The 15,353-nt window shown below is 53.0% G+C and carries 14 protein-coding genes; 9 read left to right on the top strand and 5 right to left on the bottom strand.

The window, feature by feature from the left end; all coding sequences use genetic code 11:
- Window positions 1–30: 30 nt before the first annotated feature.
- Together CX651_RS04790 and CX651_RS04785 are read left to right on the top strand one after the other, a co-directional pair.
- On the top strand, window positions 31–873 hold the full coding sequence (locus CX651_RS04790) for a CheR family methyltransferase (protein ID WP_101054098.1): 843 nt from the start codon (window positions 31–33) through the stop codon (window positions 871–873).
- Window positions 874–875: 2 nt separating this feature from the next.
- Window positions 876–1,895, top strand: a complete 1,020-nt coding sequence (locus tag CX651_RS04785) for a protein-glutamate methylesterase/protein-glutamine glutaminase (protein ID WP_101054095.1) — start codon at window positions 876–878, stop codon at window positions 1,893–1,895.
- On the opposite strand, the gene CX651_RS04780 is transcribed toward CX651_RS04785, so the two are convergent.
- The gene (locus CX651_RS04780; RefSeq protein WP_101054091.1) at window positions 1,885–2,940 is read right to left on the bottom strand and encodes a polysaccharide deacetylase family protein; all 1,056 of its coding nucleotides are present in this window, start codon (window positions 2,938–2,940) and stop codon (window positions 1,885–1,887) included. The genes CX651_RS04785 and CX651_RS04780 overlap by 11 nt on opposite strands.
- Window positions 2,941–2,959: 19 nt before the next feature.
- Here CX651_RS04780 and CX651_RS04775 point away from each other — a divergent pair, with 19 nt between their 5' ends.
- Complete coding sequence (locus tag CX651_RS04775) at window positions 2,960–4,300, top strand: MATE family efflux transporter (RefSeq protein ID WP_101054088.1); 1,341 nt, start codon at window positions 2,960–2,962, stop codon at window positions 4,298–4,300.
- Window positions 4,301–4,357: 57 nt separating this feature from the next.
- Here the strand turns inward: CX651_RS04775 and nfuA are convergent, their stop codons facing one another.
- Together nfuA and CX651_RS04765 are read right to left on the bottom strand one after the other, a co-directional pair.
- Window positions 4,358–4,936, bottom strand: coding sequence for a Fe-S biogenesis protein NfuA (gene nfuA, locus CX651_RS04770; protein ID WP_028780834.1), 579 nt, complete (start codon window positions 4,934–4,936; stop codon window positions 4,358–4,360).
- Window positions 4,937–5,131: 195 nt separating this feature from the next.
- Window positions 5,132–5,668 carry a ComF family protein gene (locus tag CX651_RS04765; protein ID WP_224867252.1) on the bottom strand — a complete coding sequence of 179 codons (537 nt, stop codon included), beginning with the start codon at window positions 5,666–5,668 and terminating at the stop codon, window positions 5,132–5,134.
- A 226-nt stretch (window positions 5,669–5,894) separates the two neighbouring features.
- On the opposite strand from CX651_RS04765, the gene bioH reads away from it, so the two are divergent.
- Both bioH and CX651_RS04755 read left to right on the top strand, forming a co-directional pair.
- Window positions 5,895–6,674 (top strand): pimeloyl-ACP methyl ester esterase BioH, encoded by a 780-nt coding sequence (bioH, locus tag CX651_RS04760; protein WP_101054082.1) that lies wholly within the window; start codon window positions 5,895–5,897, stop codon window positions 6,672–6,674.
- A gap of 37 nt (window positions 6,675–6,711) precedes the next feature.
- Window positions 6,712–7,215: a hypothetical protein gene (locus tag CX651_RS04755; RefSeq protein ID WP_101054077.1), complete on the top strand. Its 504-nt coding sequence runs from the start codon at window positions 6,712–6,714 to the stop codon at window positions 7,213–7,215.
- Here CX651_RS04755 and CX651_RS04750 read toward each other — a convergent pair.
- Complete coding sequence (locus tag CX651_RS04750; RefSeq protein ID WP_101054281.1) at window positions 7,167–9,164, bottom strand: LTA synthase family protein; 1,998 nt, start codon at window positions 9,162–9,164, stop codon at window positions 7,167–7,169. The two genes, CX651_RS04755 and CX651_RS04750, sit on opposite strands and share 49 nt — an antisense overlap.
- Before the next feature lie 337 nt (window positions 9,165–9,501).
- The gene (locus CX651_RS04745) at window positions 9,502–11,844 is read right to left on the bottom strand and encodes a Tex family protein (RefSeq protein ID WP_101054073.1); all 2,343 of its coding nucleotides are present in this window, start codon (window positions 11,842–11,844) and stop codon (window positions 9,502–9,504) included.
- Window positions 11,845–12,143: 299 nt separating this feature from the next.
- Between CX651_RS04745 and CX651_RS04740 the strand changes: the two genes are divergently transcribed.
- The 4 genes from CX651_RS04740 to CX651_RS20330 form a co-directional block, all read left to right on the top strand.
- Complete coding sequence (locus CX651_RS04740) at window positions 12,144–14,294, top strand: TonB-dependent receptor (RefSeq protein ID WP_101054070.1); 2,151 nt, start codon at window positions 12,144–12,146, stop codon at window positions 14,292–14,294.
- 338 nt (window positions 14,295–14,632) lie between these two features.
- Complete coding sequence (locus CX651_RS20340; RefSeq protein WP_101054067.1) at window positions 14,633–14,812, top strand: helix-turn-helix domain-containing protein; 180 nt, start codon at window positions 14,633–14,635, stop codon at window positions 14,810–14,812.
- 21 nt (window positions 14,813–14,833) lie between these two features.
- Window positions 14,834–15,088 carry a helix-turn-helix domain-containing protein gene (locus tag CX651_RS20335; RefSeq protein WP_101054062.1) on the top strand — a complete coding sequence of 85 codons (255 nt, stop codon included), beginning with the start codon at window positions 14,834–14,836 and terminating at the stop codon, window positions 15,086–15,088.
- The coding region (locus tag CX651_RS20330; RefSeq protein WP_198552042.1) for a transposase at window positions 14,991–15,353 on the top strand (363 nt) is incomplete at its 3' end. The genes CX651_RS20335 and CX651_RS20330, both read left to right, overlap by 98 nt.

Raw genomic sequence — 15,353 nt, 5'->3', positions numbered from 1 at the left:
TTGAGCTTCGATGAAGAGAAGGCATTCCCGATGACAGCCGCGGACTTTGGCATTATCCGCGAGCTGGCCTATCAACACACAGGGATAGTGTTACCCGAGCGCAAGCGCCATATGGTGTATTCCAGGCTCAGCCGCCGACTGCGATTGTTGCGGCTGGCCAACTTCGAGGAATACTGCCTCAAGCTGCAAAACGACCCTCTGGAACTGGCGCCATTTATCAACGCGTTGACCACCAATCTGACCTCCTTTTTCCGTGAGCGGCACCACTTCAACTTTCTGGAAACCGAACTGGCGCCCTATTGGCAGCAGCGCAAGCAGCGCAGGCTGAGAGTTTGGTCGGCAGCCTGCTCCAGCGGCGAAGAACCCTACAGCATAGCCATGACCTTGGCAGAGCACTTTCCCGCAGCCTCTGGCTGGGATCTGAAAATATTGGCAACCGATCTCGATACCAATGTGTTGGCCAGAGCCGAAGCAGGAGTTTATCCCCAGGCTGGACTGGAGGCCATCCCCAAGCGGTTGCATCACTATCTGCAAGGCGCAGCGGAAGAGTTCAGCATTAGCTGCCAGATCAAAAAATTACTCTTCTTCAAGCAGCTCAACTTACTGGAGCCCTGGCCGATGCAGGGCCCATTCGATGCCATCTTCTGCCGTAATGTGCTGATCTATTTCGACCAGAACACCAAGCAGAAGATAGTGGCCGGCTTCAGAAAACTCCTGGCCGATGATGGCGTGTTGTTTATCGGTCACTCGGAAAGCCTGACCAATATCTCCCGTGAGTTTGAAACCGTCGCTCAAACCACCTATCGCCTGCGGCATCAGAACTCAATTCTGCCGCGACAGTTCGACGCATCAGGAAGGAAGGAGTCATATTAATCATGGTAAGAGTACTGGTTATCGACGACTCAGCGCTAGTGCGCCAGTTGCTGAGTCATATGCTCAGCCAGGCCGAAGACATCATTGTCGTCGGCTGTGCCGAAGACCCCTATAAAGCCAGAGAGATGATTAAAGTACTGCAGCCGGATGTATTGACCCTGGATGTGGAAATGCCCAAGATGGATGGCCTGGCCTTTCTACGTAACTTGATGCGCCTAAGACCCATGCCAGTGGTGATGGTGTCGTCCTTAACCGAGCGCGGCGCCGAAGTGACCTTAGAGGCCTTGTCCCTCGGAGCGGTCGACTTTATCGCCAAACCTAAACAGGACTTGACCAATAGGCTTCTGGACTATCAGCAAGAGCTGATCGATAAAGTGCATTTGGCCGCCGCCAGCCATGTCACCCCGCAATATGGCAGCTCGGTGCCGCTCTGCTGTGACACCAAACTCAAGCACCGTATCATAGCCATAGGTGCTTCCACCGGCGGTACTGAAGCCATTCAACGAGTAGTGGCGCCGCTGCCGGCCAATACCCCCCCCATAGTCATAGCCCAGCATATTCCCGCAGCCTTCAGCGCTTCATTTGCCCGTCGTCTCAACCAATACGCCAGCATGGAAGTGATAGAGGCACAGGGCGGGGAAAGATTGACTCAGGGCGTTGCCTATCTGGCACCGGGCCATGCCCACTTGGTACTCGAGCGCCGTGGGGCCCATATCTACACCAGGCTGCTGGACACGGAAACCGTCAACCGCCATAAGCCCTCGGTGGATGTGCTGTTCAACAGCATTGCCGAGATTGCCGCTAAGTCGGTGATAGGGGTGATTCTCACGGGCATGGGTAAAGACGGTGCGGCAGGCCTGCTGAAAATGCATCAAGCGGGAGCCCACACCATAGCCCAGGATGAGGCCAGCTCCGTGGTTTGGGGTATGCCTGGCTCGGCAGTGGCACTCAATGCCTGCAACGAGCAGTTGCCACTGGCGAATATCCCGGCCAGGTTGTTGCAATTACTGACTACTCCTTGACCCAGCTGCCGTCATCCTTTGGCCTAACCCATGCCTGGGAAAACCAATAATAGCTGCCGTGACGTTTGCTGGGGGCGGTACAGTTGTATCTGGATCGCCCCGGAGGCAAGTCCAGTTCAGCCTGAATACGGAAACGATTCGCCGACAACCATTGAGGTTTCTTGGCGCCCTGCCCCTGTACATAACACATGAGCTGCGACTGATTGATATCGCTCATGTCCAGAGTCACCTCAAGTTCAGGCCGCCACTGGCCCATGGGTAACTCAGGGTTACTGGGGGAGATGGCCTGCACCGGCATATTCAGGCTATGCAGTTTCACCTTGAGAGCATTCATATCGGCATAGGCACCGGCCACGGGGAAACGCGGCAAAGAGGTCAAAGCAGAGTGAAGGCCTGCCGCACCGGACTGCTGCCCCAAGCCAACAAACCCCAGACGCTGCAACAAGGCCTCCAACTGGCTGTTATATTCGCCGTAGGGATAGGCTAGTATCTTCAGGTTGTCGCCGGTTTCTTTGGCAATTCGGGCCTCGGTCTCAAGCAGGTTGGCTTCGATTCGCGCCAGCCACTGCTCCTCGGTTTCGGTGGCATTGCGGCGGATCAGATGCTCATGCCCCCAACTGTGGTTGGCAATCTCGGCGCCTTCTGCCGCCAGTGTTCTGAGCTGCTCCCAGCTCATCATCTCACGGTAACCCTTTTCTATCGGTTCTATCGCCACAAACAGTGTGTAGGGAAAGCCAAACTCTTTCAGTATTGGATGCGCCGCCTCGGCAATGTTGAGGTAACCGTCGTCGAAGGTGATGGCAACCGTTCTCGGTGCCAATGTTTTGGACTGACGAATCGTCTCTATCACTTGGGTCAGCGGCACCACATTGAAATCATGGTCCGCCAGATACTGCATCTGCTCCCGAAACTGGGCCGGAGTCACACTGGTACTGGCCGGCGAGCTGTCAGAAACATGGTGATACTGTAGAATAACTGCCGCCAGGGCAGATGAACTCATTAGTCCAAGGCAACTGCAGAGCAAAAAGCACAGCTTTTTCAACATCATTAACCTCTGAGAAATTATGACCACCAGCATTGGCCTGTTCGACAGGCAAAAAAACCGCCAGCTGTTTGCGCTGGCGCTTCCAATGATACTGTCCAACATTACGGTGCCGCTACTGGGTCTGGTGGATACGGCTGTCATAGGGCACTTGAGTGACGCCTATTATCTCGGGGGCGTCGCCGTTGGTTCGACCATTATAACACTGCTGTTCTGGTTGCTGGGGTTTCTGCGTATGGCCACCACGGGCATGGTTGCCCAAGCCTATGGCGCCGATGACAAGCCTCGGCAACTGCAGCTGTTGATGCAGGCCGGCACGCTGGCACTTTTCCTCGGCTTGATGGCTCTGCTGTTGCAAGGGCCGATACTCAGCCTGGCTGCCAGTTTATCCGATGCCAGTGAGCAGGTCAGCCACTACGCCGCCAGCTACTTTTCCATTCGTATCTGGTCAGCCCCATTTGCATTGCTGAATCTGGCTCTACTTGGCTGGTTGCTGGGCCGTCAGCAACCCAAGGCCGCCATGTGGCAGTTGATCATCGCCAACTGTGCCAATATTGCCCTAGATCTGCTGTTTGTTATAGGTTTGGGTTGGGGCGTAGAAGGCGCAGCCCTGGCATCCGTCATCGCCGATATGACCGCCTGTGCCGTAGCCTGTACTATGGTGTTGCGCCAGTTAAAACAGTTCAATCTGCCGCCTATTGCTGAGCTACTCGGGCAGTTACATCCCCGCGACTTTAGTCGCCTCTTGAGCCTGAACCTGGATATCTTTATCCGCAGCTTGTGTTTGCAGGCAACCTTCGCCTTTATGACCTTCAAGGGCGCCGGGCTCGGTGATGAAACTGTCGCGGCCAATGCCGTGTTATTGAATATGTTGCTGCTAATCTCTTACGCTTTGGACGGTATAGCCTACTATGCCGAGGCCGAAGTAGGCCGAGCTATGGGACAAAAACACTTGGATGCACTCAGGCAAGCGGTCGCCCTGGCGTTTAGCTGGTCGGCCATCATAGCCTTGGGGTTCAGTGGCTGTTTCTGGATTTTCGGTGAGCAACTCATCGGCATACTGACTAATATTCCCGAGGTTCGCCACACAGCCCTGCTCTACCTGCCATGGCTTATCGTCCTGCCGCTGCTGGCATTTGCTTCCTATCTATTTGACGGTGTCTATATTGGTGCCACCAAAGGTAAAGTGATGCGCAACAGCATGATTTTCGCCAGCTTGGCAGTATTTTTTCCGGTCTGGTTCATACTGCAACCTCTGGGTAACCATGCTCTCTGGGTTGCGATGAGTGCCTTTATGCTGGCGCGTAGCCTGAGTCTCGGGCTGCACTTTCTCTGGCGCCAACACCACTTTATCCCAGCCTGATGGCAATAAAAAAGGACAGTTCAATACTGTCCTTTTCTTTGGCGCCAAGTACCAGTATTACTGGTAAGAATGGTCGCCATGCTGGTGATCTGTTACGTCACGAACACCGGTCAATTCGCCGGGGAAACGCTCCAGCAACTGAGTCTCAATGCCGTCTTTCAGGGTCACATCGACCATGGAGCAGCCGTTACAACCACCGCCGAACTGCAGTACCGCCACGCCGTCATCAGTGATCTCCACCAGCATGATATGACCGCCGTGACTGGCCAGCTGGGGGTTAATCTCGGCTTGGATCATATACTCCAAGCGCTCGGTCAGTGGAGCATCGTCAGACACTTTACGCATCTTGGCATTGGGCGCTTTCAAAGTCAGTTGTGAACCTAACTGATCGGCCACCAAGTCAATGCTGGCTTCTTCCAGGAAGGGAGCGCTTTTTTCATCGACCATGGCCTTAAAGCCATTGAATTCCAATTCGATATCGTCGGCTTCAACTGCATCCGGTGGGCAATATGAAACGCCACATTCGGCCTGAGGAGTCCCAGGGCTGATAACAAAGACCCGAATATGAGTGCCTTCCGGCTGACCATCCAGGAGTTTAACAAAGTGTGCCTGAGCTGCTTCGGAAATGGTAATCATGACAACCTGCTCCGTCAGGGTAAACCTGAGTAAATTAGTAAGAATTAGAGCTATCATACTCCGACTGCCATGCGCTTTGTAGTCCCGAAAGCGATAGAGCTGAGTTTTTTGTTGTCGGGATCTCGATTTTATCTTCCACAATTTCAAGTCGAATCTTGATCTTTAGTTGTCACCATACTTACCGCCTTTAACCGCTCAGGAGCTATGGCTCAATCCGGGCGCTTCGGCTCTGGCCAGACACCACACCTGAACATCCGGTGACCAGGGAGCTAAAGCCCTGGCCGCTTCCCGGATAGTGGTGCCTGTCGTCACCACATCATCCACCAATACCAACCGTTGCCACTGTAATTCCCCCCTCACTGCAAACGCCTTGGCCAGATTCCGCCTACGAGCCTTGCCGCTGAGACCGGCCTGGGGTGCGGTATCCGCAACCCGCAGCAGCAAAGAATCCTCCAGCGGCAGCGCCAACTCTTGACTCAACATGGATGCAATCACCCAGGCCTGATTGAAGCCCCGCTGTTGCAGCCTCGCCGGATGCAAAGGAATAGGCACCAAGGCCTGTGGCCAACAGATAAGTCCAGCAGTCGCCAACGTCTTTACTCTGGAAGATAAAGCCCGGACCAATGTCGGCAGTGGAGCAAAATCCTGCTGGTATTTGACTCGGCCGACTAGTGGCCCCAATGCGGAGTGATAGCTGGCCGGTGCCACTACAGGGATAGGACTGTGTTTCATGCAGGAACCACAATAGCGGGCAATGACAGCCAACTCCCGACCACAGCCGAGGCAGATAGGTTGTCGGTAGCAGCTGGCAGCAAGACAGCAGGGACACAAACCCTGACTAGCTGACGGGATCTGCTGGTGACACAGTAGGCAACGGTTGGGTAAACTGGCGGCCAATAGGGCCCGGCATCCTGCCAATAGAGGGCTCCACATAACAAATCTTCCATGAGGTGTTTCAGTGAGTCTGTATATCGAAAGCCAGGGACAGGGACGGGATCTGATCTTACTCCACGGTTGGGGCGTCAACAGTGCCGTTTTTCATCCTCTGCTGCCTGGCTTATCTCAGTATAGAGTCCACTGTGTCGACCTGCCGGGATTTGGTTTTAGCCAGACCATTGACGGGGAAATAGACGACTGGGTGGACGCCCTGGTGGCCGCTCTGCCCGAGCAGGCAGTATGGTTGGGCTGGTCGCTCGGAGGCCTGGTCGCCACCCGGGTAGCTCAGCGCTTTCCAGAACGAGTTGCCGGACTTATCACTGTCGCCTCATCTCCCTGCTTTATGGCCAGGAGCGACAACCAATGGCCAGGAATAGCACCAAATGTGCTGACTCAGTTTGCCGAGCAACTGCAACAGGATCTGCAGCGAACCATAGAAAGATTTCTAGCGATCCAAGCTATGGGCAGCGATAGCGCCCGTGACGATATTCGCACCATTCGCGAGCTGGTTCTGGCACGTCCGCTACCCAATGAACAGGCTCTGGCGCAAGGCTTAGAGACGCTGGCCAAGGTGGATCTACGCCCCGGACTGGAACGACTCGCCCTTCCCTGGCTCAGGGTTTGGGGCAGGCTGGATGGGCTGGTGCCCAGAAGAATCGCTAACCTCTTGCCGGGTAACGCATCAACCACAGATTTACTGCTGGCCAAGGCATCACACGCCCCCTTTATTTCCCATCCTCAGGAGTTTATTCAGGGGCTAAATAGCTGGCTAACAGAGAAAGACTTTAATTCCTTGCCCTGATTGACTATTATTTGGACAGTAATATAAGGAATGCCCTATGCAGCTTGTCTCCCACTACCCACAGGTACCGATCGCGACCAGTAATCCTGCGACCGATGCCGCTCGGGTAGAGAGTCAACAAAGACCGCCGGTCATTCCGCCCCAGCAACCCAGTAAAGGCCATGAAGAAAGGGCATTCAACCCGCAGCATGAACGCACAGCAGACTCGGCGCAGCAACAGGCCAAACTAGCCGATAGAGTCCAGGAGCGCCAACAACAGTCTGGTCAACAACAGCAGCAACAAGAGCAACAGCAACGCCAAGGCAGTAAGCCTCTGCGGCTGAACCTGTTCAGCAAGCCGGCTCTGGATCGCCGCGATATCCGTAACCGCCAGCTTGAAGCCTCGGCGTATCCCAAACCCGCAGTTGCATTAAATAGCGGACCTCATCCCATGCCGAATGAAACACCGCAGTTTTATCGTGAGCTGGGGCAGAGAATCGATACCTTTTACCATCAATGCACCGAGCCTATGCCCGCAGCCGGTATCTCTGCACTGGCTTGATCCATCTTTGGCGGCAGCTTATATAAGCCATCCTGATATGCCATGCTACCCCAGAGTGCCAACCCAAGCGCCGTGCGAGCCATTGAATCAGAGAGTGGCGCGGCGTGCAGTTGCTCCTTTACAGGATCATAATCAAAGGTCATAGGCGCTTTCTCCGGCTGTAATATGGTGACCTTGTTATCCTCCATATAGGCAAAATTTTTGTTGTATTGCATCAAGGCCCTGCCAGTCCAGTTGTCGGGCATCTTTGTCAAATCCCTCCCTAACATAGGGTAAGTGGCATCTATGCCGGCCAAAGACAACAGAGTTGGCGGCAGATCTATCTGACTCACTACCCGCGGGTCCCGTTTAGCCGTTATCCCTTCACCCAATAATAAACCGGGGATCCTGAATCTGGGCACTGGCACCAAGGAAGCCCCGGAAACCCGGCTGTCATGATCGGCCACCACCAGAAACAGGGTGTCACGCCAATAGTCAGCCTCTTTCGCCAGTCGAAAAAACTCACCTATGGCGTAATCGGCATACTTGGCAGCATTGTTACGGGTCTGTTTTGGCTGTTCATACAGTTCGATACGGCCATCAGGAAATTCAAAGGGATCATGATTGCTCGAACTGAACACCAGGCTAAAGAAAGGTTTTCCCTCGGCATGAAGGCGCTTGAACTCTGAGTCGGCCTTGCGCATTAGATCTTCATCTGAAGCCCCCCAGGAGCCGACAAAGGCAGGTTTAGGATAGTCTTTCTGGTCGACTATGGTGCTAAAGCCATTACCGAGGAAGAAGCTGCGCATATTGTCAAAATGGCTTTCACCACCGTAGATAAAAGAGGTGGAATACCCTTGAGCCTGCAGCAATGCAGCAAGACTGAAGAAACCACTTTGACTCTTGCCGAGTTTGACCACAGAACGCGCCGGCGTTGGGGTGAAACCAGTGGTCACCGCCTCTATGCCTCGAACTGAACGTGTACCCGTGGCATACAGGCTCTCGAAATACCAGCCTTCATTGGCCAAAGCGTCCAGATTTGGGGTCAGCGGTAAGCCCCCCAAACTGCCAACGAAACGAGCACCCAGGCTCTCCTGCAATATGATGACTATATTCTTGGGTTTACCACGATAGCTGGCCTGGTTCTGACTCAAACTGGGATACTGGTCTGATATAAAGTCAGCTGGCGCACGGCCAGTCTCCTGGCGGATTATCTGATAGATCTCCTTTCTGTCCATATCGCCATAGATCCACGATGTGTCGGCCTCGTTATTCATTTGGCTGATAGCAAAAGCCAGCGAGTAACCTGAATTGACCACCAACGAGTTGACGAGTGGATCATCGGCGAAGGCCACCATGGCCGGATTCAACGGTCTATGACCAAGAGTGGATCTGGCCCCAGCCAAAGACAAGACAATGATCAGCACACCGAGCACAGGGCGCCAATACCACTTGGGGAAACGACAATTGCGACAGAGATAACCTGAGAGTTTCCAGCCGCTCCAAAGGATGACTCCAGACAAAACCACTGAAATAATCAGCTCCAGCTTGCGGCCGCTCCAGAGCATGGAAAGTACTTCTTTGGGATAAATAAGATACTCAACATAGAGGCGATTTGGCCTGACACCGTACTCTTCAATAAAGGAGGGAGTAGACAACTCCAAGAACAACAAATACCAAAGCCCGAGAGTCAGCCACAGACGTTGTATCCAAGACCAGCAACGCCCGAGCCAATGATCGCCGCCAAACAAGGCGGTACCCAGCGCCACAACACCCCAAAGCCAACAAAGCATGGCCACATCTACCCTGACCCCCTGCAACAACAGATGACTCCAACCACCAACGGCTACTACCCTTTCGTATTGCCAAAGCCCCAGCCCAATTCGGCTCAACATCAGGCACAACAAAGCCAATAAACTGAAAATCAGTACACCGCGAAACGGTCCGGTAAACTTAAAACGAGAAAACATCATTTCCAGGGTTCCTCACCACTTTTTTGCCTTGGCGTTTGTTAAAAAATTGACAATTTACCGCACGCCAACCCCCAGAAAGAGCCGATTTGCCGCGCAATTATGACAGAAAGACTAAGATAAAGTTTCATTAACATTTGTTTGTTATTGTCTATCGCGCCAGGGGGTGAAGCCGTTCGCAAAAGATAGTAAAAGTGGCAGAATTCATGGTTAGCGAGAAACAGCACTATTGGCTCGAGTATTAGCAACAAAAAATCGCGGGTAAAAAAATCCCCCGATAATTATCGAGGGATTCATCTATTGTCGGACCGTTAATAGATATTCAACAACTTGTCGATCAGCTTTTCTTCAGCTTGGCAAAGGCATCGGCAAAGGCATTGCCCATGGCGGCATTCACTGGCTGTGGCTTGGTGGCAGGACGTTGTTTGCCCTGACCTGGTTTATTGCCCTTGGCTTGCGGCTTACCGGCTCTTTGTTGTGGCTTGCCTGGTTCAATCTTTTCGTCCAGGCGCATCGACAGACCTATACGCTTACGCTCAATATCTACCTCCATGACCTTTACCTTGACCACATCACCGGCCTTGACCACGGTATGAGGATCGCTGACAAACTTGTCGGTCAGAGAAGATATGTGCACCAGTCCATCCTGATGCACGCCGATATCGACAAAGGCACCAAAGTTAGTGACATTGGTCACCACGCCTTCGAGGATCATCTCTGGTTTAAGATCCTTTAGTGCCTCAACCCCATCTTTGAATTTGGCGGTCTTGAACTCGCCCCGGGGATCCCGACCTGGCTTATCCAACTCCTTGAGGATATCCGTTACTGTCGGCAAACCGAATGCATCAGTGATGAATTCGGCCGGATTGATATTGCTCAGCAGTTCACTGTTGCCTATCAGTTCGGCAACAGGTTTACCCTTGAGCTTGGCAATATTTTCTACCAGCGAATAAGCCTCAGGGTGAACGGCCGATGCATCCAGCGGATTGCTGCCTTCACGGATCCGCAGGAAGCCGGCGGCCTGTTCGAAGGCCTTGGGCCCCAGGCGTGGCACCTTGAGCAGTTCTTTACGGTCGTTGAAGCGACCGTGTTCGTCGCGATATTCCACCAGATTTTTGGCCAAGGTGCGGTTAAGACCGGCCACCTGACTCAGCAGCGGCATGGACGCCATGTTTACATCAACGCCGACACCGTTTACACAATCTTCAACCACAGCTTCCAATGAAGCCGACAGCTGGCTCTGGCTGACATCGTGTTGATACTGGCCCACACCAATGGACTTGGGTTCAATCTTAACCAACTCCGCCAGCGGATCCTGCAGCCTTCTGGCGATGGATACGGCGCCACGCAGTGAAACATCGAGATCCGGAAACTCATTGGCCGCCAGCTCAGAGGCAGAATAAACAGAGGCTCCGGCTTCACTGACCATCACCTTAGTGATGCCGGGATTGCTGTCTTTGACCATGGCAATCACTTCACCTGCCAGCTTGTCGGTTTCACGGGAAGCGGTACCGTTACCTATGGCGATCAGCTCCACCTTGTGCATATTGACCAGATTAGCCAGAGTGCGTATCGACTTATCCCACTGATTTTGAGGCGCATGAGGGAAGATAGTGGTATGGCCCACCAACTTGCCTGTGTCGTTGACCACAGCCACCTTAACCCCGGTACGCAACCCGGGATCCAGTCCCATGGTGGCCTTGGCTCCGGCAGGAGGTGCCATCAGCAAGTCGCCCAGGTTACGGGCAAAGACTTTAATCGCCTCGGTTTCCGCCGCTTCACGCATTCTGGTGATAAACTCGGTTTCCATCTGCAGAGCGATTTTGATCCGCCAAGTGGCTGTGACAACCGTCTTCAGCCAGTTATCCAGAGCATTGTCACTCAGCTTAAGACGCAAGTGTTCGGCAATGAGCACCTCACAATAGCTACCGGCTTTGGCTTCTGCCTCAGGATCGGCATTCATCGATAGACTCAACACGCCTTCATTACGGCCGCGCAGCATAGCCAGCGCCCGGTGAGAAGGCACTGAGCTGAGTTTTTCAGTGTGCTCAAAATAGTCGCGAAACTTGGCGCCTTCCTTCTCCTTGCCGGAGACCAGTCGGCTTTCAATGACAGCCGACTGTTGCAGATGGTTACGCACCTTGGCCAGCAACTCGGCATCTTCGGCGATCCGCTCCATCAGGATATAACGGGCACCATCCAACACCGCCTTGGTATCGGCAAAACCGGCTTCCGGATTGAGATAGGCCTCGGCGGCCTGTTCAGGATCCATGGAGGCGCTGCCGGCGGCGGCATAGAGGGCATCAGCCAAGGGCTCGATACCGGCTTCAATGGCAATTTGGCCCTTGGTACGGCGCTTGGGTTTATAGGGCAGGTACAGATCTTCAAGCCGGGTCTTGCTGTCGGCTTCATTGATGGCGTACTTCAGTTCGGCGGTCAGTTTTCCTTGGGCTTCAATCGAGGAAAGGATCACCTGACGCCTATCATTGAGCTCCCGCAAATAACCGAGACGAGTGTGCAGGTTACGCAGCTGGGTATCATCCAGCCCCCCCGTCACCTCTTTACGGTAACGGGCCACAAAAGGCACTGTAGCGCCTTCATCCAGCAAGCTGATGGTAGCAGCAACCTGCTGCTCACGAACGTTCAGCTCCTGGGCAATAATCTGAGCAATATTATGCATAGTAAGGATCTGTTGGATTAACAAAATTCAGATGCGCCAACCATACCACAGCCAGCCTGAAAGTTTCATAGCCGGAGAGCGAGATTCCAGCCTTTAGCCAGCTAATCACATCCCAGGTTTAGCACCTTGACACTCTTTACAAAAATTCATCACAACTATGGACAGAGAAAACCAGCCTATTTTATACTTCTTGGCCGTTATGCAAATAACAATGATTTGTATTTATCTAATCGGCAGGGAGCGCCGGAAACCGCAAACCAATAAGCCGTCTTCCAAGATGGCAAACATTAGGAATAACGATGAAATTCACTCGCTCCCTTGTCGCTCTGTCAGTACTTTCCGGACTGGCAGCCCAGGTGGCTTATGCCAAAGAGTCCCAAATGGAAACCATGGTCATCACTTCCAGTCGGATGGAAAAACCACTCAGTGCCATCCCCAATACTGTGACAGTCATAGACCAGGAACAGCTCAAGCAACAGCTGGCCACCACCCGGGACTTATCGACCATTTTGGGCAACCTGGCCCCCAGCTTCTCCCCCAGCCGCCAGAAAATGACCAATACCGGTGAAACCCTGCGCGGCCGAGCTCCCCTCATCATGATAGATGGCGTGCCTCAGTCAAACCCTCTACGCAGTGGTGGTCGCTCGGGTCAAACCATAGATCCCATGATGATAGAACGAATTGAAATCATCCATGGCGCCAATGCCATGCACGGCCTTGGCGCTCAGGGCGGCATAATCAACTACATCACCAAGAAACCCAGCGGCGACAACGAAAGCCGGGTAAGTTTTGATCTGTCCTCCCCCACCAGCTTCGAATCCGACAGCCTGAGTTTTGGTGCCAACTATGCCTTCTCCGGCCAAAGCGGCAACCTGGATATGCTGGGTTCAGTGGGATACCACAGCAATGGTGTTTACTATGATGCCAACGATGATGTCATAGGTGTCGACACCACCCAGGGCGAGTCGATGGACAGCCAGAGCAAGGACTTCTTTCTCAAGTTGGGCTATGAGTTCAGCGAGTCGCGACTGGAGCTGATGGTCAACCACTACGATATGGACAACAATGGTGATTGGATGCCGGTCAAAGGCAATGTCGCCACAGATACTCCTACATCGGCGGTAAAACAGCAACAACCCTGGCAGGCAGCCAACAACAAGGTCACCACCAGCAGCCTCACCTATAAGCATCGCAACATCGCCGGGCAGCAGTTGGAACTGCAACTGTTCAACCAGAACTTCAAGGGTGTCTATGGCGGTGGCTGTTTCGGCAGCTTCTATGATCCGGCCTTCGAAGGTGCAGCGAATCTGACAACCTGTGATACCGGCGCCAATGGCGAGCAGTACTTCTATGACCAGTCACGCAACAAGTCCAACAAGTGGGGCCTCAAGGCGTCAATGATCGCCAATAATCTGGCCGACAGCGGCGTGGATCTGGCCTATGGTGTAGACCTTTTCAGCGATACCACAGAGCAGGATCTGGTGCAGACCGGACGCGCCTGGGTACCCGAGACCCGTTACGACAATATCGCCCCCTATGCCCAATTGAGCTTCTCACCTGCAGATGCCCTGACCCTTTCCGGCGGCATTCGTTATGAATATGCCAAACTCAAGGTCGATGATTTCCAAACCCTGTGGGCCTCTGGCCACAAACAGGTTGCCGGTGGCGAACCGGATTTCAATGAAACCCTGTTCAATATAGGTGCCAGCTATAACTTCACCTCAGCGCTGCGCCTCTATACCAGTTACAGCCAAGGTTTTGGTATGGCAGACATAGGGCGAATTCTGCGTGACGGCAACAGCTTCCCGGACCAAAACCCCAGCGTGGAAGGCTCTTTGACGCTGGAGCCCGTGGTCACAGATAACTATGAACTGGGCTTGGACTATCAAGGCGAGTTGTTGGCAGCCAAGCTGGCACTGTATCGCTCCGAGGCCAAACTGGGTGCCCGCTTGGCCCTGAATGAAGACGGCTTCTACAATGTGAAACGGGAAAAGAGCGTGATCCAAGGACTGGAAGCCAATGTCACGGCTTACCTGGGTAATGACGACGATCTGGGGCTGAACCTGGCGCTGCAGCAAGGGGAGTATGATTCCAATAAAGATGGCAGCACAGACACAGATCTCGACGGCGCCAACATAGCACCCAATCGTCTTAACCTGTTCTGGGAACACAGGTTCAATGCCGAGATGAGTGGGCGGATTCAGGCCAACTACTATATGGACCGTAGCTTTAAAAAGGCCAATGGTGAAGAGTACGCCGAGTTTGACGGCTATGTCACGGTTGATGCCTCCTTCTCTATGCCTTTGTACCAAGGCACTTTGACATTGGGGCTACAGAATCTGCTGAATAAGGACTACTACAGTTACTACTCACAGACTATGGCTAACGACAACCGTTACTTCAAAGGCATGGGTCGTACTGTCAGCATAGGCTTCAGCTTGCCGTTTTGAGGACACTTTCATCAGGGAAACTGCCGGTAGTTCTCATAAAAAGCCAGTTCAGGAACTGGCTTTTACTTATAATCTGGTTCTACTCTGGATAACTGGTATAGCAGCAAGAGAAAGGATAACTCTGAACAAACTCCCGGACGCCAACCAATCCTAGATAAAATCCTTGTAGAGTTCCCCCGCTAACCCATAAGCCAGCCACCTAAGCTGGCTTTTTATACCAATCCGCATTGAAGTCTGAGCTAATGGTAGGCAACTCAACACTTATGGTTGGCCCATGAAATCTGAAACTGCCGAAAGCTTGCTTTGCCTCTCTAAAAAAGAAAAAATCCCCAAAGCGTATGCGGTTACTCGCCGTGTCCATATTTTTGCAATCCCGTAATCGTACTCAAATAGCGAACCAGTTAAAGGTGGCAAGATCCAGCGTCAACTCATGGGTCTCAAACTATCTTGAACAAGGGCTCGTAGGGCTTGAAGATAAGCAGCGACCCGGCAAAAGACCATCATTGTCCAATGACTAAAAGCGGAGGCTCGCCAGATATATTGAGTTCAAAGCACAATCGAATGAGGGAGGCAGGCTAACCGGGGCAGATATCCAGCAATACATATCGAGTGAGTTTGGTGTCGAGTACCACCTCAATCATATCTACAAGCTACTCAAGGGCATGGGGTTCAGCTGGATAACCAGCCGCTCCAGGCATCCCAAACAGACTCAAGGCGTGCAGAACGCTTTTAAAAAAGTTTACTCTGGAAACGCTCCTTCACACACCTATCCATATACGACCACACCAGATTGATATTTGGTTTCAGGACGAAGCCAGATTTGGTCAGCAAAATACAACAACACGACTCTGGGCACCGAAAGGCAGTAGACCCAGAGCGCTAAAACAGCAGCAGTTTGAATACGCGCACCTCTTCGGCGCAGTCAGTCCCGCAACAGGAGAAACTGAAGCCATCATCACGCCGTTTGTTAATAAGGACATCATGCGCCAGCACCTGGAACTGAGCGCCAACCGAACTAAACCAGGACGACATGCTGTGGTGGTAATGGATGGTGCAGGG

Source organism: Shewanella chilikensis (assembly GCF_002836945.1).
Taxonomy (GTDB): Bacteria; Pseudomonadota; Gammaproteobacteria; order Enterobacterales; family Shewanellaceae; genus Shewanella; species Shewanella chilikensis.
Note: the sequence above shows the minus strand (reverse complement) of the source record. Positions and strands in the feature narration are given on the sequence as shown.

Excerpts from the sequence above, each read along its gene's own strand:
- CX651_RS04755 (WP_101054077.1), top strand. The coding sequence starts at position 6,712 with ATGCAGCTTGTCTCCCACTACCCACAGGTACCGATCGCGACCAGTAAT.
- CX651_RS04775 (WP_101054088.1), top strand. The coding sequence starts at position 2,960 with ATGACCACCAGCATTGGCCTGTTCGACAGGCAAAAAAACCGCCAGCTG.
- CX651_RS04785 (WP_101054095.1), top strand. The coding sequence starts at position 876 with ATGGTAAGAGTACTGGTTATCGACGACTCAGCGCTAGTGCGCCAGTTG.
- CX651_RS04790 (WP_101054098.1), top strand. The coding sequence starts at position 31 with ATGACAGCCGCGGACTTTGGCATTATCCGCGAGCTGGCCTATCAACAC.
- CX651_RS04750 (WP_101054281.1), bottom strand. The coding sequence starts at position 9,164 with ATGTTTTCTCGTTTTAAGTTTACCGGACCGTTTCGCGGTGTACTGATT.
- CX651_RS04740 (WP_101054070.1), top strand. The coding sequence starts at position 12,144 with ATGAAATTCACTCGCTCCCTTGTCGCTCTGTCAGTACTTTCCGGACTG.
- CX651_RS04780 (WP_101054091.1), bottom strand. The coding sequence starts at position 2,940 with ATGTTGAAAAAGCTGTGCTTTTTGCTCTGCAGTTGCCTTGGACTAATG.
- nfuA (WP_028780834.1), bottom strand. The coding sequence starts at position 4,936 with ATGATTACCATTTCCGAAGCAGCTCAGGCACACTTTGTTAAACTCCTG.
- CX651_RS04745 (WP_101054073.1), bottom strand. The coding sequence starts at position 11,844 with ATGCATAATATTGCTCAGATTATTGCCCAGGAGCTGAACGTTCGTGAG.
- CX651_RS20340 (WP_101054067.1), top strand. The coding sequence starts at position 14,633 with ATGCGGTTACTCGCCGTGTCCATATTTTTGCAATCCCGTAATCGTACT.
- CX651_RS04765 (WP_224867252.1), bottom strand. The coding sequence starts at position 5,668 with ATGAAACACAGTCCTATCCCTGTAGTGGCACCGGCCAGCTATCACTCC.